At 57.0% G+C, this 22,502-nt stretch carries 20 protein-coding genes; 12 read left to right on the forward strand and 8 right to left on the reverse strand.

What is annotated here, in order from left to right; genetic code table 11:
* Window positions 1-11: 11 nt before the first annotated feature.
* From nagZ to ACP4QI_RS08300, 4 genes are all read left to right on the forward strand, one after another.
* Complete coding sequence (gene nagZ / locus ACP4QI_RS08285; RefSeq protein ID WP_426494879.1) at window positions 12-1,037, forward strand: beta-N-acetylhexosaminidase; 1,026 nt, start codon at window positions 12-14, stop codon at window positions 1,035-1,037.
* A 34-nt stretch (window positions 1,038-1,071) separates the two neighbouring features.
* Window positions 1,072-1,614, forward strand: coding sequence for an alpha/beta hydrolase YcfP (gene ycfP / locus ACP4QI_RS08290; protein ID WP_103179108.1), 543 nt, complete (start codon window positions 1,072-1,074; stop codon window positions 1,612-1,614).
* A 233-nt stretch (window positions 1,615-1,847) separates the two neighbouring features.
* A complete protein-coding gene (locus ACP4QI_RS08295) occupies window positions 1,848-3,152 on the forward strand; it encodes an NAD(P)/FAD-dependent oxidoreductase (protein WP_426494878.1) in 1,305 nt (434 codons plus the stop codon).
* 197 nt (window positions 3,153-3,349) lie between these two features.
* On the forward strand, window positions 3,350-3,889 hold the full coding sequence (locus ACP4QI_RS08300) for a glycine zipper 2TM domain-containing protein (RefSeq protein WP_142489094.1): 540 nt from the start codon (window positions 3,350-3,352) through the stop codon (window positions 3,887-3,889).
* Between the two features lie 481 nt (window positions 3,890-4,370).
* On the opposite strand, the gene ACP4QI_RS08305 is transcribed toward ACP4QI_RS08300, so the two are convergent.
* Window positions 4,371-5,006 (reverse strand): TetR/AcrR family transcriptional regulator, encoded by a 636-nt coding sequence (locus tag ACP4QI_RS08305; protein ID WP_231312615.1) that lies wholly within the window; start codon window positions 5,004-5,006, stop codon window positions 4,371-4,373.
* Window positions 5,007-5,246: 240 nt separating this feature from the next.
* On the opposite strand from ACP4QI_RS08305, the gene bhsA reads away from it, so the two are divergent.
* A complete protein-coding gene (gene bhsA, locus ACP4QI_RS08310; protein WP_142489097.1) occupies window positions 5,247-5,504 on the forward strand; it encodes a multiple stress resistance protein BhsA in 258 nt (85 codons plus the stop codon).
* Window positions 5,505-5,582: 78 nt separating this feature from the next.
* Here bhsA and ldtC read toward each other — a convergent pair whose 3' ends face one another.
* From ldtC to ACP4QI_RS08325, 3 genes are all read right to left on the reverse strand, one after another.
* Window positions 5,583-6,536, reverse strand: a complete 954-nt coding sequence (ldtC, locus tag ACP4QI_RS08315) for a L,D-transpeptidase LdtC (RefSeq protein ID WP_231312614.1) — start codon at window positions 6,534-6,536, stop codon at window positions 5,583-5,585.
* A gap of 152 nt (window positions 6,537-6,688) precedes the next feature.
* Window positions 6,689-10,135, reverse strand: coding sequence for a transcription-repair coupling factor (gene mfd / locus ACP4QI_RS08320; RefSeq protein WP_142489099.1), 3,447 nt, complete (start codon window positions 10,133-10,135; stop codon window positions 6,689-6,691).
* Between the two features lie 119 nt (window positions 10,136-10,254).
* Window positions 10,255-11,328, reverse strand: a complete 1,074-nt coding sequence (locus ACP4QI_RS08325; protein ID WP_426494877.1) for an acyltransferase family protein — start codon at window positions 11,326-11,328, stop codon at window positions 10,255-10,257.
* 271 nt (window positions 11,329-11,599) lie between these two features.
* Here ACP4QI_RS08325 and lolC point away from each other — a divergent pair, with 271 nt between their 5' ends.
* Genes lolC through cobB form a run of 5 tightly spaced genes read left to right on the forward strand, consistent with a single transcriptional unit; the run spans window position 11,600 to window position 16,540 of the window.
* Window positions 11,600-12,799, forward strand: a complete 1,200-nt coding sequence (gene lolC / locus ACP4QI_RS08330; RefSeq protein ID WP_426494876.1) for a lipoprotein-releasing ABC transporter permease subunit LolC — start codon at window positions 11,600-11,602, stop codon at window positions 12,797-12,799.
* Complete coding sequence (lolD, locus tag ACP4QI_RS08335) at window positions 12,792-13,493, forward strand: lipoprotein-releasing ABC transporter ATP-binding protein LolD (protein ID WP_142489102.1); 702 nt, start codon at window positions 12,792-12,794, stop codon at window positions 13,491-13,493. Before lolC ends, lolD begins: the two co-directional genes overlap by 8 nt.
* Complete coding sequence (lolE, locus tag ACP4QI_RS08340) at window positions 13,493-14,737, forward strand: lipoprotein-releasing ABC transporter permease subunit LolE (RefSeq protein ID WP_156263475.1); 1,245 nt, start codon at window positions 13,493-13,495, stop codon at window positions 14,735-14,737. Before lolD ends, lolE begins: the two co-directional genes overlap by 1 nt.
* 54 nt (window positions 14,738-14,791) lie before the next feature.
* The gene (gene nagK / locus ACP4QI_RS08345; RefSeq protein WP_285127915.1) at window positions 14,792-15,703 is read left to right on the forward strand and encodes an N-acetylglucosamine kinase; all 912 of its coding nucleotides are present in this window, start codon (window positions 14,792-14,794) and stop codon (window positions 15,701-15,703) included.
* Between the two features lie 15 nt (window positions 15,704-15,718).
* Entirely contained in the window at window positions 15,719-16,540 is an 822-nt protein-coding gene (cobB, locus tag ACP4QI_RS08350; protein WP_285127914.1) for a Sir2 family NAD+-dependent deacetylase, read from the forward strand.
* 93 nt (window positions 16,541-16,633) lie between these two features.
* Here cobB and potD read toward each other — a convergent pair whose 3' ends face one another.
* Genes potD through potA form a run of 4 tightly spaced genes read right to left on the reverse strand, consistent with a single transcriptional unit; the run spans window position 16,634 to window position 20,430 of the window.
* Complete coding sequence (gene potD, locus ACP4QI_RS08355) at window positions 16,634-17,668, reverse strand: spermidine/putrescine ABC transporter substrate-binding protein PotD (RefSeq protein ID WP_285110793.1); 1,035 nt, start codon at window positions 17,666-17,668, stop codon at window positions 16,634-16,636.
* The gene (gene potC, locus ACP4QI_RS08360) at window positions 17,665-18,456 is read right to left on the reverse strand and encodes a spermidine/putrescine ABC transporter permease PotC (protein WP_142489107.1); all 792 of its coding nucleotides are present in this window, start codon (window positions 18,454-18,456) and stop codon (window positions 17,665-17,667) included. The genes potD and potC overlap by 4 nt, the downstream gene beginning before the upstream one ends.
* Window positions 18,453-19,310: a spermidine/putrescine ABC transporter permease PotB gene (gene potB / locus ACP4QI_RS08365; protein WP_426494875.1), complete on the reverse strand. Its 858-nt coding sequence runs from the start codon at window positions 19,308-19,310 to the stop codon at window positions 18,453-18,455. The genes potC and potB overlap by 4 nt, the downstream gene beginning before the upstream one ends.
* Window positions 19,294-20,430 (reverse strand): spermidine/putrescine ABC transporter ATP-binding protein PotA, encoded by a 1,137-nt coding sequence (gene potA / locus ACP4QI_RS08370; RefSeq protein ID WP_142489109.1) that lies wholly within the window; start codon window positions 20,428-20,430, stop codon window positions 19,294-19,296. The genes potB and potA overlap by 17 nt, the downstream gene beginning before the upstream one ends.
* A gap of 249 nt (window positions 20,431-20,679) precedes the next feature.
* Here potA and pepT point away from each other — a divergent pair, with 249 nt between their 5' ends.
* Both pepT and ACP4QI_RS08380 read left to right on the forward strand, forming a co-directional pair.
* Window positions 20,680-21,906 (forward strand): peptidase T, encoded by a 1,227-nt coding sequence (gene pepT, locus ACP4QI_RS08375; protein ID WP_285127911.1) that lies wholly within the window; start codon window positions 20,680-20,682, stop codon window positions 21,904-21,906.
* A gap of 79 nt (window positions 21,907-21,985) precedes the next feature.
* Entirely contained in the window at window positions 21,986-22,477 is a 492-nt protein-coding gene (locus tag ACP4QI_RS08380) for an REP-associated tyrosine transposase (protein WP_426494874.1), read from the forward strand.
* The last annotated feature ends 25 nt before the right edge of the window (window positions 22,478-22,502 follow it).

The raw sequence follows: 22,502 nt of genomic DNA on the forward strand, positions 1-22,502 counted from the left end.
GAGAGGTTCGTGTGGGTCCGGTCATGTTGGATGTGGAAGGTTATGAGCTGGATGCGGAGGAGCGCGAGATTCTGGCGCATCCGCTGGTGGGTGGCCTGATCCTGTTTACGCGCAATTATCACGATCCTGCGCAGCTGCGGGAGCTGGTACGCCAGATCCGCGAGGCTTCCCGTCACCGCCTGGTGGTAGCCGTTGATCAGGAAGGCGGCCGCGTGCAGCGTTTTCGCGAAGGCTTTACCCGTCTGCCTGCAGCCCAATCCTTTGCAGCGTTACTCGGGCTGGAAGAGGGTGGCAAACTGGCGCAGGAGGCCGGCTGGCTGATGGCCAGCGAGATGATCGCTATGGACATTGATATCAGCTTCGCGCCGGTGCTGGACGTGGGCCATATCAGTGCCGCCATCGGTGAGCGCGCGTATCATGAGGATCCGCAGAAAGCGCTGCAGGTGGCGACCCGCTTTATCGACGGGATGCACGAGGCGGGAATGAAAACCACCGGCAAACATTTCCCGGGGCATGGGGCCGTCACGGCGGATTCCCACAAAGAGACCCCGCGCGACCCACGTCCACAGGCAGAGATCCGCGCCCGGGACATGTCGATTTTCAAATCGCTTATCAGTGACAACAAGCTCGACGCCATTATGCCTGCGCATGTGATCTACACCGATGTTGATCCGCGTCCGGCCAGCGGCTCGCCGCACTGGCTAAAAACCGTGCTGCGTCAGGAGCTGGGCTTCAACGGCGTGATTTTCTCTGACGATCTGTCGATGGAAGGGGCGGCGATCATGGGCAGCTACGCGGAACGCGGTCAGGCATCGCTGGATGCGGGTTGCGATATGATCCTGGTCTGCAATAATCGTAAAGGCGCAGTCAGCGTGTTAGATAACCTGTCGCCGATCAAGGCTGAACGTGTTACACAATTGTATCATAAAGGTTCTTTTAGCCGTCAGGAGCTGCGGGATACGGAACGCTGGAAAACCGTGAATGCGCAGCTTGAGGCGCTTCATGAGCGCTGGCAAGCGCATAAAGCGGGGCAATAACCCCTCCTGGCAAGCGTAGTGTGGCGAGGATACGATGATCATCTATTTGCACGGTTTTGATTCGAACAGTCCCGGTAATCACGAGAAAGTACTGCAGCTGCAGTTTATCGATCCGGATGTGCGGCTGATTAGCTACAGCACACGTCATCCGAAGCATGATATGCAGCATCTGCTGAAGGAAGTGGACAAAATGTTGCAGCTGAATGTTGACGAGCGTCCGTTGATCTGCGGCGTCGGCCTGGGTGGGTACTGGGCGGAGCGCATTGGGTTCTTGTGTGATATTCGCCAAGTGGTGTTCAACCCCAACCTGTTCCCGAACGAGAATATGGAAGGCAAGATCGACAGACCGGAAGAGTACGTTGATATCGCCACCAAGTGCGTAAGCAACTTCCGTGAAAAGAACCGCGATCGCTGTCTGGTGATCCTTTCCCGCAACGATGAGGCGCTGAACAGCCCCCGCGCTGCGGAACTGCTGCACCACTACTACGAAATTGTCTGGGATGAAGAGCAGACGCATAAGTTCAAGAATATTGCCCCTCATCTGCAACGCATTAAGGCGTTCAAGACTTTAGGTTAATTCCTGATTTCATCCTGAGCCCGGCCACGTAACGTGAGCCGGGCTTTCTTTTTGCTAAGCTTGTGTGAATTTTAAGCGGCAAAACTTGATGCACATCAATTTTGGTATGACCAATGCACCGAACATGTTATTCTCATGTCCGTTGAATGGTTTCAGTGCTGTAACTTGTTGTTAACTAAAGGTTATTTTCATAACTTTTAGTTAACAATTGGTTAATAATTTAGGGGGTCACGTTGACTACACCATTGAAAAAGATAGTGATTGTGGGTGGTGGTGCTGGCGGTCTGGAACTGGCTACGCAGCTGGGTAAGAAGCTCGGACGCGGTAAAAAAGCTAAAGTTACGCTCGTCGATCGCAACCACAGCCACCTGTGGAAACCGCTGCTGCACGAAGTGGCTACCGGTTCTCTGGATGAAGGCGTTGACGCGCTGAGCTATCTGGCGCATGCGCGCAACCACGGGTTCCAGTTCCAGCTGGGCTCGGTGATGGATATCAATCGTGAAAGCAAAACCATTACCCTGGCCGAGCTGCGCGATGAGAAGGGCGAACTGCTGGTGCCGGAGCGTAAGCTGGCTTATGACACGCTGGTGATGGCGCTGGGCAGCACCTCTAACGACTTCAATACCCCGGGCGTGAAAGAGAACTGCATCTTCCTCGACAACCCGCATCAGGCGCGTCGTTTCCATCAGGAGATGCTTAACCTGTTCCTTAAGTACTCCAATAATCTCGGCGCAAGCGGCAAGGTGAATATCGCCATCGTCGGCGGCGGCGCGACCGGCGTTGAGCTCTCTGCCGAACTGCATAACGCGGTGAAGCAGCTGCACAGCTACGGCTACAAAGGGTTAACCAACGACGCGCTGAACGTGACCCTGGTGGAGGCGGGAGAGCGCATTCTGCCTGCGCTGCCGCCGCGCATCTCTGGCGCAGCCCACAGTGAGCTGACCAAACTGGGCGTACGCGTTCTGACCCAGACTATGGTCACCAGCGCCGATGAGCATGGCCTGCACACCAAAGATGGCGAACATATTAAAGCCGATCTGATGGTCTGGGCGGCGGGTATTAAAGCGCCTGATTTCATGAAAGAGATTGGCGGCCTGGAAACCAACCGCATCAACCAGCTGGTGGTAGAGCCGACGCTGCAAACTACCCGCGATCCGGACATTTATGCGATTGGTGATTGCGCCTCTTGTGCCCGCCCGGAAGGTGGATTCGTACCACCGCGCGCTCAGGCCGCTCACCAGATGGCCAGCCTGGCGCTGCATAATATTCTGGCGCAGGCGAAAGGAAAGCCCCTTAAGAACTATGTCTATAAAGACCATGGTTCTCTGGTGTCGCTCTCTAACTTCTCTACCGTCGGCAGCCTGATGGGCAACCTGATGCGTGGCTCGATGATGGTGGAAGGGCGTATTGCGCGCTTCGTCTACATCTCGCTGTACCGTATGCACCAGGTTGCGCTGCACGGTTACTTCAAAACCGGGCTAATGATGGTGGTAGGCAGCATCAACCGCGTGATCCGACCGCGACTGAAACTGCACTAAGACCCGCGCCCCTCCGCACTCGCCGGAGGGGCTTTTTCAGCATATCCTTCTGTGAATCGCGCTCTGACGGACTAAGAGTCCTCCTAAACACGTCTGTTTTGCGTTTATCGCCACATTTTTAATCCTTTCTCTGATTTGCGAACACGCCGCTTTAGTTGCAGAATTGTTACCAATAGCAATAAAAAGGAGGTTGTCCCATGAATAAATCCATGGTGGCAGGTATAGGGATTGGCGTGGTTGCCGCGTTAGGCGTGGCGGCAGTTGCCAGTCTGAATGTCTTTGAACGTGGCCCACAATACGCGCAGGTGGTTTCGGCGACACCGATTAAAGAGACGGTGAAAACACCGCGTCAGGAGTGCCATAACGTGACCGTGACGCATCGTCGTCCGGTGCAGGATGAAAACCGCATTGCCGGTTCCGTGCTTGGTGCGGTGGCAGGCGGCGTGATTGGTCATCAGTTTGGTGGCGGGCGCGGTAAAGATGTTGCCACGGTCGTGGGCGCGCTGGGCGGTGGTTATGCCGGCAATCAGGCGCAGGGAGCCCTGCAGGAGCGCGACACCTACACCTCCACGCAGCAGCGTTGTAAAACGGTGTATGACAAATCAGAGAAAATGCTCGGCTACGATGTGACATACAAAATTGGCGATCAGCAGGGCAAGATCCGGATGGATAAAGATCCCGGCACGCAAATCCCCCTCAACAGCGATGGTCAGCTGGTACTGAATAACAAAGCATAAAAAAATCTGTTCTCTGCATTTAGCTCCCCATTCGCTCAGGCTGGGGAGCTTTTTTTGTCCATAAAAAAAGACCTTAACGCCCGCATCGTTCGCGTCGGGATTAAGGTCTTCTCAGGGATACAGCGGGGTAACAGTGGTTACAGGTCAAATTCGTGATACTGGCGGAGTAACATAAATCCTGTTATCAGTACGGAAAGGAAAGCAAATAAAACTGACCCACCACATAAAACCCAGAGACCGAATAACAATGTAATGACTATTAACACCTTAAAAAATGGTAATAGCAAAATCATTTTATTCTCCTTCTGAATGTGAATAGCCAGAACAGCTCCGTTATGACTCATACGCCTAATCATTAGCACATCAATAATTACTCGTTAAGGATAGCAAGCGGCAGAGAGGTGGTGATAGTTTTTACCTATCTTTAAACAGATTTGTCTGAAAGTGGCGGGCAGAGCAGGGCGGTTTACCGCCCTGCTGGTCAGGCTTTAAGGAGCTCAGGCCACAGGCGCAGGGTGATTTGCGTGATGGTCTGCAGTTTTTCCAGGCTGGCGCCTTCCCGGGCGCTGATAGACATCCCCTGCAAAATGCAGCTCAGATACTGGGCCAGTTTTTGCGGATCGCATTGGGCGGGGATCTCACCGCGCTGCTGACGCTGCTCTAAGAACCGGCATAGCGTCTCTTCCTGCATCGCATGGCGAGATTTGACCGTATGGGCGATCTCTTCTGACGAAGCCGCCAGCGTCGCTGAAGTGTTAATCATAAAACAGCCCGCAGGCGTGTCTTTGCTGGTAAAGCAGGTCGCCACCGCGGTGAAGTAATCTTCCAGCGCCTCTTCAACACGCTTCTCTTCGCAGAACAGCTGCGCTTCATGGCGGGCGGCGAAGCGGCTGATATAGCGATCCAGCACCGCACGGAACAGCCCCTCTTTATTGGTAAATTCTGCATACAGCGTAGGGGCTTTGGCCCCGGTTGCTGCGACCAGATCGGCCAGCGATGTGGCTTCATACCCATGCTGCCAGAACAGCGTCATGGCCTTATCCAGCGCCGCGTCCCTGTCGAACACTTTTGGTCGGCCACGGCTTTTTTTAGCGCAACGCGTGTCATCGGTTGTCATGAGCCGTTGTACCTCTGTTGGTTTGTTGAACGACCATTATAAAAATAATCCCGGTTTGCAGCCAGCGCTGAATTCATAAAATTATTTTCATCATATCAATATGAATTTTAAAGATTTTAAATTTATTTTAACGATCGTTATAAAAAGAATTTGACCGTGATGCAGATCACATTTATTATTTAGTTATCGATCGTTAAGTTAATGCTTACGACCACCTGTCACTTGCATAAGGTTCATAAAATGAAAAACGTAAAAACGCTCATCGCCGCTGCTGTACTCAGCTCACTCTCGTTTGCCAGCTTCGCCGCTGTACAGGTTCAGTCTACCCCTGCCGATCAACAAAAAGTGGGCACTATCGCCGCAAATGGTGGGACTAACCTGGGTTCTCTGGAAAGCCAGCTAGCGCAAAAAGCGGACGAAATGGGCGCAAAATCTTTCCGTATCACCTCCGTTAGCGGTCCGAACACCCTGCACGGTACTGCGGTGATCTACAAATAAGCATGGCTTAACCCTCATTAATGCCACTGCGAAAAAAAACGCTCTGCAATTGCAGAGCGTTTTTTTTATCGTTTCGGCTTACAACGTCTGGGCTTCAGGATGACGGGTAACGTCCACCGGCATGCCGGAGCGGGCTTCCATCGCGCGCTCCATCACTGCTTCGTCTGAGCTGGCTTTAAAGCCCTGCTGGGCGGCATTCAACACAATCGGCAGGGTCTGAGGATCGTCATTCAGCTGCTTCGACAGCGGTTGATGTACTTCCACCAGCCGCACGCCACCGGGCTCCTCTGACACCTTGATCGGCGTATTCAGGATATTCACTTTGGTGCCGGGCTGGATGACGCGGAACAGCGTCTCGATGTCATTGTCACGCAGGCGAATACAGCCGGAGCTGACGCGCATGCCGATGCCAAAATCGGCGTTGGTGCCGTGTAGCAGGTAGACCCCACCGTAGGCCGCAAGGCGGATCGCATGATGCCCCATCGGGTTTTCCGGTCCGGCGGGCACCACCGCAGGCAGATCGATGCCCTGGGCTTTATAACGGGCGCGAATATTGGCAGTTGGCGTCCATGTGGGGTTGGCGCGCTTATCTGACACCGTGGTCACCATGGTTGGCGTCAGGGTATCACCGCCCAACTGACCAATGCCGATCGGATAGACCGTGACCTCATTTTTACCCGGCGGGTAATAGTAAAGACGCAGCTCGGCCAGGTTAATGACAATCCCTTCCCGCGGCGCATCGGGGAGCAGGGTCTGTAGCGGGATGGTCAGCACGCTGCCCGCGCGGGGAACGTAGGGATCCACGCCGGGATTGGCCTGCAGTAGCGCCAGAAAGCCGACGTTATATTTTTTGGCAATTGCTTCCAGCGAGCCGCCGTCATTTTCCACGACGTGAAAGCGGTTCTCGCCCACGAGACGGCTGCCCGGCGGGGGAAGGGGCCAGGTATTGGCCCGGGCAGGTAGGGCAAGCGCCAGGGTAGCGAGCAGCGCAACCAACGATATCCAACGGGTAAAACGCGAAGTCGTCATCATCACCAGAATCCATAGCAATAAAGATTATTATTATCTGAAAGTTAATTGATAATTATGGCGAATGGACGTGTCGGGAAATCCAGGTGTATTGCAAAGAGTTGTAAATTAACGGGGAACGAGGCCGGGCGATTGCAGGATCGCCCGGCGGTGGGTCAGGCGACGGCGTTCTCTTCAAGCTGCCGCATAAAGTTACGTACCCAGTCCATGCGGGTTTTCCGTTCCGCCAGATCCTGGGTGAATTTCAGACGCGTTGGACCGTCCAGACGGTAGTGCTGAGGCTGTTTCTGCAGCAGACCAATCAGCCACATCGGATCGACATGATTCTTCTCGGCAAACTCAATCATGCCGCCTTTGTCATTCCCTTCCAGCTTGCGGATCCCCAGCTTCTGCGCCTGCTGGCGTAAACGGGCGATATCCAGCAGGTTACGCGCCGCATCCGGCAGCAGGCCAAAGCGGTCAATCAGCTCCACCTTAATCTCGTCGAGGCTGGCTTCGTCCCTGGCGCTGGCAATGCGTTTATAGAACGACAGACGCGTATTAACATCCGGGATAAAGTCATCCGGCAGCAGGGCCGGCATCCGCAGCTCCACCTCCGTCTGCTGGCTGGTGAGATCTTCCAGCGACGGCTCGCGCCCCGCCTTCAGGGCATCGACGGCATTTTCCAGCAGCTCCATATACAGCTGGAAGCCGATGGTTTCCATCGATCCGCTCTGATCTTCACCCAGCAGCTCACCCGCGCCGCGGATCTCGAGATCGTGCGTCGCCAGCGCAAAGCCGGCCCCCAGATCTTCCAGCGAGGCGATGGCTTCGAGACGTTTTTGCGCATCGGTAGTCATCGCTTTCGGATGTGGAGTCATCAGCCAGGCATAGGCCTGATGGTGTGAACGGCCGACGCGACCACGCAGCTGGTGGAGCTGCGCCAGGCCGAAGTGATCCGCCCGCTCAATGATGATGGTATTGGCGGTAGGAATATCGATCCCGGTTTCGATGATCGTGGTACACACCAGCACGTTAAACCGCTGGTGGTGGAAGTCGTTCATCACCCGCTCCAGCTCGCGCTCGCGCATCTGCCCGTGGCCGATGGCGATCCGCGCCTCCGGCACCAGCTCTGCCAGCCGGTCGGCCGCTTTCTGAATATTTTCCACATCGTTGTAGAGATAATAGACCTGGCCACCGCGCAGGACTTCACGCAGGATCGCCTCGCGCACCACCAGGTTATCGTATTCACGGACAAAGGTTTTCACCGCCAGGCGACGGGCCGGCGGGGTGGCGATAATCGACAGATCGCGCATGCCGCTCATTGCCATGTTCAGGGTGCGCGGGATCGGCGTGGCGGTGAGGGTCAGGATGTCGACATCGGCACGCATCGCTTTGATCCGCTCTTTGTGGCGCACGCCAAAGCGGTGCTCTTCATCGACAATTAACAGCCCCAGATCTTTCCACTTCACGTCGCTCTGCAGCAGCTTATGGGTGCCGATGAGAATATCGATTTTGCCCTCGCTGGCCTGCTCCAGGATCTGCGCCTGCTCTTTGGCGCTGCGGAAACGCGACATCATCTCAATGCGCACCGGCCAGTTGGCAAAGCGGTCGCGGAAGTTATCGTAGTGCTGCTGCGCCAGCAGGGTGGTCGGCACCAGCACGGCCACCTGCTTGTTGTTCTCAACCGCGAGGAAGGTGGCGCGCATCGCCACTTCGGTTTTCCCGAAGCCCACGTCGCCGCACACCAGCCGGTCCATCGCCAGCGGCTGGCACATGTCGCTAAGCACGGCATTGATCGCCTGGGCCTGGTCCGGCGTAGTTTCAAACGGGAAGCTGTCGCAGAACAGCTGGTACTGCTCTTTATCGTGTTTAAAGGCGTAGCCGGACTTGGCCGCGCGCTGGGCGTAAATATCCAGCAGCTCTGCCGCCACGTCGCGTACTTTTTCCGCCGCTTTCTGCCGCGCCCGCGCCCAGGCGTCACCGCCAAGTTTATGCAGAGGCGCATTCTCTTCCGCGCCGCCCGCGTAGCGGCTGATCAGGTGCAGGGAGGAGACCGGCACATAGAGTTTGGCGTCGTTGGCGTACATCAGCATCAGGTATTCGCCCTTGATGCCCCCGGCTTCCAGGGTGGTCATTCCCGCGTAACGGCCCACGCCATGCTCGAGATGGACAATCGGCTGGCCGGGGTGCAGCTCCGCCAGGTTACGGATCAGCGTATCCGGGTTGATGGTGCGGCGGCTGTCCTGACGACGACGCGCCACGCGCTCACCTAGCAGGTCGCTTTCGCAGATCAACGCCAGGTTATTGAGCGTATCAATAAAGCCGTGCTCGGCGGCACCAATCATCAGATAGCGACCGGTGCCGCTGGCCTCGTCCAGACGCAGGATGCGCTTCGGCGCCACTTTGATGCGGCTGAGCAGCTCGCCCAGCGCTTCGCGACGGCCTTCGCTTTCGACGGAGAAGATCACCGGGCCGGTAAAGGCTTCGAGGAACTTACGCAGGTTATCCAGCGGAGATTTATTCTGCGCCTGCACCGCGAGGTCCGGCAGCGGCTGATACGCCAGATTGGTATTAGCGGCTTTATCCGGCAGGTTTTCGGTTTTGAGCTGCATGCGCGGCCAGCGTTTCAGCTCGCTGAACAGCTCGTCGGTGCGCAGCCACAGCAGCTCAGGCTCCAGCAGGGGGCGCATCGGATCCACCCCGCGATTCTCAAACCGGGCGCGGGTTTCGCTCTCAAAACGGTGGGCGCTGGCCTCCAGATCGCCGGTATTCAGCACCAGGGTATTAGCCGGGAAGTAGCTGAACAGGGCGGGGAGCGGCTCGCTGAAGAACAGCGGCTGCCAGTACTCGATCCCCGTCGGCAGGGTGCCTTTGCTCACCTGCTGATAGATATGCTCGGCGTCGCGCTTGACCTCAAACTTATCGCGCCACTGGCTGCGGAACAGCTCGATAGCGGTTTTGTCAGTCGGAAACTCGTGCGCCGGCAGCAGGTTGATGGCCTCCACTTCCTCCAGCGTGCGCTGGGTGTCGGCGTCAAACAGGCGCAGGCTGTCGATTTCGTCATCGAAGAAATCCAGACGATAGGGCAGCGCGCTGCCCATCGGGAAGAGATCGAGCAGGGCGCCGCGGGTGGCGTATTCCCCGTGCTCCATCACCTGATCCACATGGCGATAGCCGGCGCTGTCGAGCTGGACGCGCAGGGCATCCCGCGACAGGCGCTGACCCTTTTTCATCACCAGCGCATGCCCGTGCAGATAGCTGTGCGGACAGACGCGCTGCATCAGGGTATTGACCGGCACAATCAGCACACCGCGCTGCATGGTGGGCAGCTGATAGAGCGTGGAGAGGCGCGAGGAGATAATCTCCTGGTGCGGGGAGAAGCTGTCGTAGGGCAGGGTCTCCCAGTCGGCGAGACTGGTGACCAGCTGATCGGTAAACTGGCGGATCTCATCATGCAGGCGCAGGGCGTTTTGCATGTCCGGCGCGACCAGCACCACCGGCCCCTGATGGCGCTCTGCAATTTCTGCAACCAGCGTGGCGCAGGCTGCCCCGGTCAGTTCACCCAACTGGCGTTGGTCGCCCGCTTTGCCGGGCAGGGAAAAACGATATTGTTCAGGCATGGCTTTGTCAGGATCTCTTATTGGGCATATCACTGATACACAATGTCTTTATTATCCTTGATCGTTTTACATTAGCAAATCGTAACCGCACACAGCGTGAAGAGGCCCCCGCAGGGGCGCTAGCGCGTGGCCTGAACCGGCGTCAGGCGGGCAGGCGGGGTAAAGAAGAAATCCCCGGTCAGCGCACTGGAGAGTTTACGCGCCCCCAGCCCCACGAGGGTGCAGACCAGCAGGCTGGCAAAGGGATAGAACAGCACCAGCGTCAGCTCCGCCCATACCGGCCATGCCCCGCTGTTCAGCTGGTGGATCATGACCAGGCTGACCCCTTCGATCAGGATGCGGTGAGTGGTATAGATGGCAATGGTGTTCGAGCCCACCACGTTCAGCAGGTTATCAGGCCCGACGGCAAACCGCTGCTCAAGGCGGTAGAAAAGGGCCATGATCAGCAGGATCGACAGCAGCGACAGCGGCAGGGGAACGCCGACGAACCACAGCACGACGGAGACCACTCCGAACGCCGCCACCGCCAGCGCATCACGCCGCCACACCCGGGCCTGCATCCACGCCATCAGCTGCACGCCATACCAGGCGCCGAGGCTGTAATAAATCATATTGCGCACCACGCTGTTCATCCCCCACCACGGCAGCGGCAGGAAGTTGATCGCGATGCTGGCCAGCGCCAGCAGCCCGATAAGCGGCAGCTTCCAGCGGCTCAGCAGCTTGCAGAGGGTGAAATAGACTACCAGGGCGTAGAGGTACCACAGGCTGGTGCTGGCGGTGAGCATCCCGGTGATAAAGCCGCTCAGCGAGTCGGCATAAGCGGCGTTCGACGCGGTATTGAGATCCCGCTCCGGCGCCAGCCACGCGTTGAGATGGGTCAGGGCCTGCCACTGCAACACACCCCACAGCGCCAGGACCCAGATAATGCTCCAGAGCCGTTTGTCGAGGCAGGTTTTCCACTCAACCTCGTCAATATAGCGCCGAACCAGATACCCCGAGATAAAGAAGAACACCGGCATGCGGAAGGGGGCGAGATAAAGATTGAACGTCACCCAGCATTTGGCGAGCAGCACCGAATGCGGGGCCTGCAGCGCCTCGAGGTGGGGATAAAAGGTGATCACCGAGTGGTAAATCACCACCAGGCAAATGCACAGCCCCTTTATCTGGTTAATCCATAGTGCTTTTTGTTTCATCGCTTACCGGGTCCTGTTCTTATCGTCATCGAAAGGGATAAGTGTGTTGAGCGGCTGATGGGATGTAACGGGTAAGAGTCTGTAAGCGGACGATTTTCGGAAAAACTGCAAAGGGTATGGGAATGAAGGGGAGGGCCGGGCAGCGGTTACCGCATTGATTTAACCTGTTTTTTCGGATAATTGATTATCAAAGCGTCGGGTATCAGTCATTTACCCTTAGCGGATTCGCTTATATACTCGTGGGTCTGCTACCAGCAAACAGACGGATTTCATGTACCAACCTGTCGCACTTTTCATAGGCTTACGTTACATGCGTGGGCGCGCCGCGGACCGTTTCGGTCGCTTTGTCTCCTGGCTTTCAACCATTGGCATTACGCTTGGCGTGATGGCGCTGGTGACGGTTCTCTCCGTCATGAACGGCTTTGAGCGCGAGCTGCAAAATAACATTCTGGGGCTGATGCCGCAGGCTATCCTCTCATCCAGCAGCGGGTCGGTGAACCCGCAGCAGTTGCCAGAAAGCGCCGTTAAGCTGCAGGGCGTAAGCCGCGTGGCGCCGATCACCTCCGGTGACGTGGTGCTGCAGAGCGCGCGCAGCGTGGCGGTGGGGGTGATGCTCGGTATCGACCCGGCGCAAAAAGATCCCCTCACGCCCTGGCTGGTCAACGTCAAACAGAGCGATCTGGCTCCCGGCCAGTACAACGTGATCCTTGGCGAACAGCTTGCCGGTCAGCTCGGCGTTAACCGCGGCGATCGGCTGCGGGTGATGGTCCCTTCCGCCAGCCAGTTCACCCCGATGGGGCGTCTGCCAAGCCAGCGCCTGTTTAACGTCATCGGCACATTCGCCGCCAACAGCGAAGTGGACGGCTACCAGATGCTGGTCAACATCCAGGACGCGTCGCGCCTGATGCGCTACCCGCTCGGGAATATCACCGGCTGGCGTCTGTGGCTCAACGAACCGCTGAAGGTGGATGTCCTGAGCCAGCAAACGCTGCCGGAAGGTACTAAATGGCAGGACTGGCGCGAACGTAAGGGCGAGCTGTTCCAGGCCGTGCGCATGGAAAAGAACATGATGGGCCTGCTGCTGAGCCTGATTGTGGCGGTCGCCGCGTTTAACATTATTACTTCGCTTGGCCTGATGGTGATGGAGAAGCAGGGCGAAGTGGCCATCCTGCAAACCCAGGGCCTCACGCCGCGGCAGATCATGGCGGTATTTATGGTCCAGGGCGCCAGCGCCGGGATTGTCGGCGCGCTGCTTGGCGCGGTACTCGGCACCCTGCTCGCCAGCCAGCTCAACAATCTGATGCCGATCATCGGCGCGCTGCTCGACGGCGCGGCACTGCCGGTCGCCATTGAGCCGCTGCAGGTTGTGGGCATCGCCCTGGTGGCGATGGTTATTGCCTTACTCTCCACGCTTTATCCTTCATGGCGCGCTGCCGCCACCCAACCCGCTGAGGCTTTACGTTATGAATAAGATCCTGTTGCAATGCGACAACCTGTGCAAACGCTATCAGGAAGGCACGGTGCAGACGGATGTCCTGCACAATGTCAGCTTCAGCGTCGGGGAAGGGGAGATGATGGCTATCGTCGGCACCTCCGGCTCCGGGAAAAGTACCTTACTGCACCTGCTCGGCGGGCTGGATACGCCAACTTCCGGCGACGTGGTCTTTTCCGGCACCCCGCTGAGTACGATGTCATCGAGCGCCAAAGCCGATCTGCGTAACCGCTCTCTGGGCTTTATCTACCAGTTCCACCACCTGCTGCCGGACTTTACGGCGCTGGAAAACGTGGCGATGCCGCTGCTGATCGGCAAAAAGAAACCGGCTGAAATTAACGCCCGCGCCAGCGATATGCTGAAAGCGGTCGGCCTCGGCCATCGCGGTAATCATCGTCCGTCTGAACTTTCCGGCGGCGAGCGTCAGCGTGTGGCGATTGCCCGCGCGCTGGTCAACAACCCGCGCCTGGTGCTGGCGGATGAACCGACCGGTAACCTCGATGCCCGCAACGCGGACAGCATCTTCCAGCTGCTGGGGGAGTTGAACGCCTCCCAGGGTACAGCGTTTCTGGTGGTGACCCACGACCTGCAGCTGGCAAAACGCATGTCCCGCCAGCTGGAGATGCGTGATGGGCACCTGAATACCGAGCTGACCCTGATGGGAGCGGATTGATGGCTTCACCGTTATCGTTACTCATCGGCCTGCGTTTTAGCCGGGGTCGTCGTCGCGGCGGCATGGTGTCGCTGATCTCTGTTATCTCTACCATCGGCATTGCGCTGGGGGTGGCGGTGCTGATTGTCGGCCTTAGCGCCATGAACGGCTTCGAGCGTGAGCTGAATAACCGTATTCTGGCGGTGGTGCCGCACGGTGAAATTGAGCCAGTTAACCAGCCGTGGAATAACTGGAACGACGCCCTGAATAAGGTGGAAAAGGTGCCGGGCATTGCCGCCGCCGCGCCGTACATCAACTTTACCGGGCTGGTGGAGAGCGGGGCGAACCTGCGCGCCATCCAGGTGAAAGGGGTCAACCCGCGTCAGGAAGAGAAACTCAGCGCGCTGCCGCAGTTTATCCAGAAAGATGCCTGGGCCAACTTTAAAGCCGGCGATCAGCAGATCATTATCGGTAAGGGCGTGGCCGATGCGCTGAAAGTGAAGCAGGGCGACTGGGTGTCAATCATGATCCCGAACGCCAGCGCCGATCATAAGCTGCAGCAGCCGAAGCGCGTACGTCTGCACGTGGCCGGCATTCTGCAGCTCAGCGGCCAGCTGGATCACAGCTTTGCCATGGTGCCGCTGGAAGATGCGCGGCAGTATCTGGACATGGGCAGCAGCGTCACCGGGATCGCCATCAAGGTAAACGACGTCTTTAACGCCAACAAACTGGTGCGCGACGCCGGGGAAGTGACCGACAGCTATGTCTACATCAAGAGCTGGATTGGCACTTACGGTTATATGTATCGTGATATCCAGATGATCCGCGCCATCATGTACCTGGCGATGGTGCTGGTGATCGGCGTGGCCTGCTTCAACATCGTCTCTACCCTGGTGATGGCGGTAAAAGACAAGAGTGGCGACATCGCGGTCCTGCGTACCCTGGGGGCAAAAGACGGTCTTATTCGTGCCATTTTCGTCTGGTATGGTCTGCTGGCGGGGCTGTTTGGCAGCCTGTGCGGCGTGGTCATCGGCGTGGTGGTATCGCTGCAGCTGACGCCAATTATCAACGGCATTGAGGCCCTGATTGGCCATCAGTTCCTGTCGGGCGATATCTATTTTATTGACTTCCTGCCGTCTGAACTGCACTGGCTGGACGTTTTTTATGTGCTGGTTACAGCACTTTTACTGAGTCTGCTGGCAAGCTGGTATCCGGCGCGTCGCGCAAGCCGAATCGACCCGGCGAGGGTATTAAGTGGCCAGTAATTACGTCATGGTTTAGCGGTTTTTTGGCCGCTGAATCAAACAGAGGAATGCACTATGTATTATGGATTTGATATTGGCGGCACCAAAATTGCGCTGGGCGTATTTGATACCAACCTGAAATTGCAGTGGGAAACCCGGGTCCCTACCCCGCGCGAAAGCTACGATGAATTCTTAACCGCCATTGCCGCACTGGTAGCCCAGGCCGATGAGCGCTTCGGCGTGAAAGGGTCGGTGGGCATTGGCATTCCGGGGATGCCGGAAACCGACGACGGCACGCTGTATGCCGCCAACGTCCCTGCCGCCAGCGGTAAGCCGCTGCGCGCCGACCTGTCGCGACTCCTTGAGCGCGACGTGCGCCTCGACAACGACGCCAACTGTTTTGCCCTCTCCGAAGCCTGGGATGACGAGTTCCAGCAGTATCCGCTGGTGATGGGGTTGATCCTCGGCACCGGCGTTGGGGGCGGGATCGTTGTTGACGGCAAACCGATCACCGGACGCAGCTATATCACCGGCGAGTTCGGCCATATTCGCCTGCCGGTGGATGCGCTGGATGTGGTCGGGCGCGATTTCCCGCTAGTCCGCTGCGGCTGCGGCCAGCACGGCTGCATCGAAAACTACCTCTCAGGCGGCGGATTTGCGTGGCTTTATGAACACTTCTATCATCAAAAACGACAGGCGCCAGAAATCATTACGCTGTGGGAGCAGGGTGATGAACAGGCCATTGAGCATGTGGAGCGCTATCTCGATCTGCTTGCCGTGTGTCTGGGCAACATCCTGACCATTGTCGATCCTGACCTGCTGGTGATCGGCGGGGGATTATCGAACTTTACGGCCATCGCCGAGCGGTTATCCGGTCGGTTGCCGCGTCATCTGCTGCCGGTTGCCCGCGTGCCGCGCATTGAGCGCGCACGACATGGCGATGCCGGGGGGATGCGCGGTGCCGCGTTCCTCCATCTCACCCGTTAGTCATTCGAGGTTATTATGCTGTCGCGCCGGTCACATCGACTCACTCGTTTTCGCAAAAACAAACGCCGCTTGCGTGAACGCTTACGCCAGCGAATTTTCTTTCAGGATGGGGCGCTGCCAGAATTGATGGAAAAACCAAGAGTGTTAGTCCTGACCGGGGCGGGGATCTCCGCCGAGTCGGGCATTCGAACCTTCCGCGCCACCGACGGGTTGTGGGAGGAGCATCGCGTAGAGGATGTGGCGACGCCGGAAGGCTTCGCCCGTAATCCGCAGCTGGTGCAGGAATTTTATAATGCCCGCCGTCGACAGCTGCAGTCGCCGGAGATTGCTCCTAACGCGGCGCATCTGGCGCTGGCAAAGCTGGAAGAGGCGCTGGGGGATCGTTTTCTGCTGGTCACGCAGAACATCGATAACCTGCACGAGCGTGCGGGCAACCAGAATGTGATCCATATGCACGGCGAACTGCTGAAGGTGCGCTGTTCCGGCAGCGGCCAGGTGTTCAACTGGACCGGTGACGTCACTCTCGATGACAAATGCCACTGCTGCCAGTTCCCGTCCCCGCTGCGTCCGCACGTGGTCTGGTTCGGCGAAATGCCGCTGGGGATGGACGAAATCTACAGCGCGCTGGCGATGGCGGATGTGTTTATCGCTATTGGCACTTCCGGGCATGTCTATCCGGCGGCGGGATTCGTCCACGAGGCGAAGCTGCACGGGGCGCACACGGTGGAGCTGAACCTCGAGCCGAGCCAGGTGGGCAGCGAGTTTGAAGAAAAAACCTACGGACTGGCGAGCGAAGTGGTGCCGGAGTTTGTGGATAAACTTTTGAAAGGTTTGTAGAAAAAACGCCGGGCGGCACTGCGTTTGCCCGGCCTACGGTTTACGCCGTTGTAGGCCCGGTAAGCGAAGCGCCACCGGGCGTTGTTGTCGGACTTAACGACCTGCCTTCAGCTTCTGGTAATACTCTTCATACAGACGGCTCGCATCGCCGACATCATTCTGCCACTCGCCTTTGCTGACGGTTGCCGCATCCGGGTAAAGAGACTTGTCGTTCGCCACCTCAGGACTCAGCAGCTTGCGGGCAGCCAGGTTTGGTGTCGGGTAACCGATGGTTTCTGCCACCTGTTTTGCCACATCGGGACGCAGCAGGAAGTTAATCAGCTTCAGCGCGCCGTCCACGTTTTTGGCGTTGGCCGGAATAGCGAGGCTATCCATCCAGAAGATCCCGCCCTCCTCAGGCCACACCACTTCCAGCGGCGTTCCGGCCTGACGCGCCACGTACGCCGAACCGTTCCACACCATCCCCACGTTGACTTCCCCCTCCATATACGGGTTAGCCGGGTTATCGGAGTTAAAGGCCGCAACGTTTGGCATCAGTTTTTGCAGCTCGTGATACGCTGCTTCGATCTCTTTCGGGTCGGTGGTGTTGCCGGAGTAGCCCAGCTTACGCAGCGCCACCTGGAACACTTCGCGCGCGTCATCGGTCAGGAGTAAACCGCCTTTGTACTCCGGTTTCCACAGGTCGGCCCAGCGGGTGACCGTTTTAGGATCCATCGCCTCGCTGTTGATCCCAATTGCTGTAGCGCCCCAGATATACGGGATGGAGTAGTCATTATTGGGGTCAAACGGCTTGTTGAGCATCTCCGGATCGAGGTTTGAAAAATTGGTTAGCTTCGATTTGTCGATCTTCTGGATCATGCCCTCTTTACGCATCTTGTCGACGAAATAGGTCGACGGAACCACCAGATCGTAGGCGCCATCTTTATAGGTTTTGAGCTTGGCATACATGGTTTCATTCGACTCGTAGGTGGAATAGATCACCTTGATGCCGGTCTCTTTGGTGAACTGCTCCAGCAGGCCAGGCGGCACATACTCGGTCCAGTTGTAGAAGTAGAGCGTTTTACTGTCGTCCGCGTGGGCAGCGCCCATTCCGAGCACCAGTGCCGCGGCGGCAAGCATTTTTTTCATTTCACTGTCCCCTGAGATTTTGTTTTATCACGAGCAACCAGCTGGCTGGCGATCACCAGAACCAGCGATAACATCAACAGAATGGTCGCCAGCGCGTTCACCTCTGGTGAGACGCCGACTTTCACCATTGAATAGATCTTCAACGGCAGAATTTCATAGCTGGGTCCGGTGACGAACGACGACACCACCACGTCATCCATCGACAGGGTAAAGCTGAGCAGCCATCCCGCAGCCACGGCGGGCATCGCCAGCGGCAGGATAATTTTGCGCAGGATGGTCATTTCGCTGGCGCCCAGATCTTTCGCCGCTTCCAGCATTCGTACATCAAAGCCCTTCAGACGGGAGTAAACCGTCACCACCACAAACGGCAGACAGAAGGTGATGTGCGAGAACAGCAGCGACCAGAAGCCCAGTTGTACCCCCAGCAGCATAAACAGCACCAGCAGCGAAATGGCCATCACGATGTCCGGGGACATCATCACCACAAACAGCATCCCGCTAACGAAGGGCTTGCCGCGAAAACGGTAGCGGTAGAGCGCCACCGCGGTCAGGGAGCCAATCAGGGTGGCGAAGGTGGCCGAGAAGATGGCCATCGTCAGCGAGTGCTGCGCCGCCTGTAGCAGGCTGTCGTTGTTCATCAGCAGGCTATACCACTGGGTGGTAAACCCCTGCCAGTTGATGCCAAAGCGCGAGCTGTTAAACGAATTGACGATCAAAATAATGATCGGAATGTAGAGATACGCGTAAATGGCGGTCATAAAACCGCCGCGAAGCAGTCGACCGATCATCCGAGTTCACCCTTATTATTAAGCAAGCGCGAGGCGCGCCAGTAGACCAGCAGCATCAGGCCCATGACCAGGGTCAGGGTGATACTGGTGGCCGAGCCGAACGGCCAGTCGCGAATATTCAGGAACTGGCTCTTGATGACGTTGCCAATCAGCAGGTTCTTTGCGCCGCCCATCAGGTCGGAGACGTAGAACAGCCCCATCGCCGGGAGCATCACCAGCAGGCAGCCGGCAATGATCCCCGGCATCGTCAGCGGGATGATGATACGGATAAAGATTTGCAGCTTACTGGCGCCCAGATCTCTTGCCGCTTCCAGCAAGGGTTTATCCAGCTTCTCAATGCTGGAGTAGAGCGGCATGACCATAAACGGCAGCAGAATATAGACCAGCCCGACGATCACCGCGCCGGGGGTAAACATAATGCGGACAGGTGTGTCGATCACCCCCAGCCACAGCAGAAACGCATTCAGGTAGCCTTTGGTGCTGAGGAAGATCTTCAGGCCATAAATGCGGATCAGGGAGTTAGTCCAGAAGGGCACAATCAGCAGAAACAACAGCAGCGGACGCACCTTCTGCGGCAGCTTCGCCAGAAACCAGGCGAAGGGATAGCCGAGGACCAGGCAGGCCAGGGTGGCGATAAGCGCCATATTGAGAGAGTGGAGCAGCACCTGGAAATAGAGCGGATCGAGCAGGCGCGCGTAGTTATCCAGCGTAAAGACCAGCGAGACGAAATGGGCGTCGTCGCGGGTCAAAAAGCTGGTGGCAATAATCATCAGGTTGGGTAAAAAGACAAATAACACAAGCCAACCGACGATAGTGGCGATCACCACATTCTGGAACTTACTTGTGTTCTTCATCAGCCAGCACAACCTCCCAGCTTTCTACCCAGTTAATAACCATCTTCTGATTGAGCGAGTGGTCGAAATCAGGGTCGTCCTCGTTAAAGAACTCGCTGACCATCACCATCTTGCCGTTTTCCAGTTCGACCACCGACTCGAGGGTCATCCCTTTGTAGTTGCGCTCGCGGATATAGCCGATCAACCCTTCCGCTTCGGTCTCGTCATGGATCTCATCGACGCGCAGATCTTCCGGGCGCAGCAGGACGTTAAGCTGTTGCCCTGGTTCCACGGCAAAGTTGACGAAGATGTTGCAGGCGCGGCCTTCGACATTAGCCAGCACCCGCTGGTCGTCGAGGCGTTCAATAACGGTAGCACTGAAGATATTGATTTCGCCAATAAAGCTGGCGACAAACAGGTTTTTCGGCTCTTCGTAAATCTCACGGGGGGTGCCGTCCTGCTCGATTTTGCCGTCGCGCATCACCACGATGCGATCGGACATGGTCAACGCCTCTTCCTGATCGTGGGTGACAAAGACAAAGGTGATCCCGAGCTTGCGCTGCAGCGCCTTTAACTCGTTCTGCATCTGCTTACGCAGCTTGTAATCCAGCGCGGAAAGCGACTCATCCAGCAGCAGTAGCCGCGGCTTATTGACCACCGCGCGGGCGATGGCGACGCGCTGCTGTTGCCCACCCGACAGCTGGTGCGGCTTGCGCTGGGCGAACGTCTCCAGCTGTACCATGCGCAGGGCATCGGTGACACGGGGCGTAATTTCACTGGCCGGGGTTTTTTGCATCCGCAGGCCAAAGGCGACGTTTTCGAAAACCGTCATGTGGGGGAACAGGGCGTAGCTTTGAAAGACGGTATTGACGTGGCGGTGTTCAGCAGGAACCTGAGTAATATCCTGATTTTCAAGATGAATATGGCCGTGATCGACGTTTTCCAGCCCGGCGATAAGGCGAAGCACTGTCGTTTTACCGCAGCCCGACGGGCCAAGCAGCGTAAGAAATTCGCCGTTGTTGATGGTCAAATCGAGGTCGGAAATGACGGTTTTTCCGTCAAAGCTTTTACGAATTCCGGCCAGTTGCACCAACGGTGACAGTGAAGCTGGTTGTGTATTCAATTTTTGATTCAGTCCCATATCGACGCTGCAGAGACTTATCGCAGCGGGGTTTGTGGTTAGCCACCTTGGTGAAACGTAATGAGGGCGGACATTCTACGGGAATACGCTGTAATCGCCAATCCTTGTTACCCATTGATAAGCTACATTTATTAGCGAAAGCTGCGATAAAACGGAAATATTCTCGTTTACGGGATAAAAGTGACCTGACGCAATATTTGGGTTTTGATGCTTACTGATAATGTTGTCACAAAAAGTGAGGGTGACTGCATGGATAAATTACTTGAGCGTTTTTTACAGTACGTATCGCTGGATACCCAATCTAAACCGGGTGTCCGCCAGGTGCCGAGCACCGAAGGACAATGGAAACTGTTACAGCTGTTAAAGACGCAATTGGAAGAGTTGGGTCTGGTCAACGTCACGTTAAGTGAGAAAGGGACGGTGATGGGGACGCTCCCGGCCAGCGTGAGCGGCGATATTCCGGCCATTGGTTTTATTTCCCATGTTGATACCTCACCGGATTTTAGCGGTAAAAACGTGAATCCGCAGATTGTTGAGAACTATCGCGGCGGCGATATTGCGCTGGGGGTTGGCGACGAAGTGCTCTCCCCGGTGATGTTCCCGGTGTTGCACCAGCTGCTCGGGCAGACGCTGATCACTACCGACGGCAAAACGCTGCTGGGGGCCGATGATAAAGCCGGGGTGGCCGAGATCATGACCGCGCTGGCGGTGCTGAAGCACAACAAGGTGCCGCACGGGGATATCCGCGTCGCCTTCACCCCGGATGAAGAGGTGGGCAAAGGGGCGAAGCATTTCGACGTTGCGGCGTTCGATGCCCGCTGGGCCTATACCGTTGACGGCGGCGGCGTGGGTGAACTTGAGTTCGAGAATTTCAATGCGGCGTCGGTGAATATCCGCATCGTCGGCAATAACGTCCACCCGGGCACGGCGAAAGGGGTGATGGTGAACGCGCTGTCGCTGGCGGCCCGCATTCATGCCGAAGTCCCGGCAGATGAGAGCCCGGAGCAAACCGAGGGCTATGAGGGCTTCTACCACCTCACCAGCATCAAAGGGACGGTCGATCGCGCGGACATGCATTACATCATTCGCGATTTTAACCGCGACGGGTTTGAAGCGCGTAAACGTAAGATGATGGATATCGCCAAAAAGGTGGGCAAGGGTCTGCATCCGGATTGCTATATTGAGCTGATCATCGAGGACAGCTATTACAATATGCATGAAAAGGTGATCGAGCATCCGTACATTCTCGAGGTTGCCCAGCAGGCGATGCGCGACTGCGGCGTCGAACCGCAGCTAAAACCGATCCGCGGCGGCACCGACGGCGCGCAGCTCTCCTTTATGGGATTGCCGTGCCCGAATCTGTTTACCGGCGGCTACAACTACCATGGCAAGCACGAGTTCGTGACTCTCGAGGGGATGGAGAAAGCGGTGCAGGTGATAGTGCGTATTGCCGAGTTAACCGCGAAGCAGCGGTAGGGCATCGCCCGGCCCACTCGTAGGCCGGGTAAGGCGCAGCCGCCACCCGGCATTTCCACAAATGGGGAGGGAACCTCATATGTCAAACTACCGTCGTCACTATCTAGCGGGTGGAACCTGGTTTTTCACCGTTAACCTGCAAAACCGGCGCAGCGATCTGCTGACCCGCCATATCGATACGCTTCGTGCGGCAACGCAATGCATTAAACGCACAAAACCCTTTCTGATTAACGCCTGGGTGATCCTGCCGGAACATATGCACTGCATCTGGACGTTGCCTGAAAACGACACCGATTACTCCGGCCGCTGGCGGGATATCAAAAAAACCTTCACCCGAGCGCTGGGTATGTCAGGCATCTGGCAGCCGCGCTTCTGGGAACATACCATTCGGGATGAAAACGACCTCCGGCGGCATACGGATTACATCCATATCAACCCGTTGAAACATGGCTACGTGACGCGCGTTAAAGAGTGGCCCTATTCCACGTTTCATCGTGACGTGCGGGAAGGGATATACCCGGAGGATTGGGCGGGGGAGGTGGAGGATTTTAACGCCGGGGAGCGACGGTAAAACAACGCCCGGTGGCGCTTCGCTT

The sequence above is a fragment of the Leclercia sp. TB492 genome, assembly GCF_049974505.2.
GTDB classification, from domain to species: Bacteria; Pseudomonadota; Gammaproteobacteria; order Enterobacterales; family Enterobacteriaceae; genus Enterobacter; species Enterobacter adecarboxylatus_C.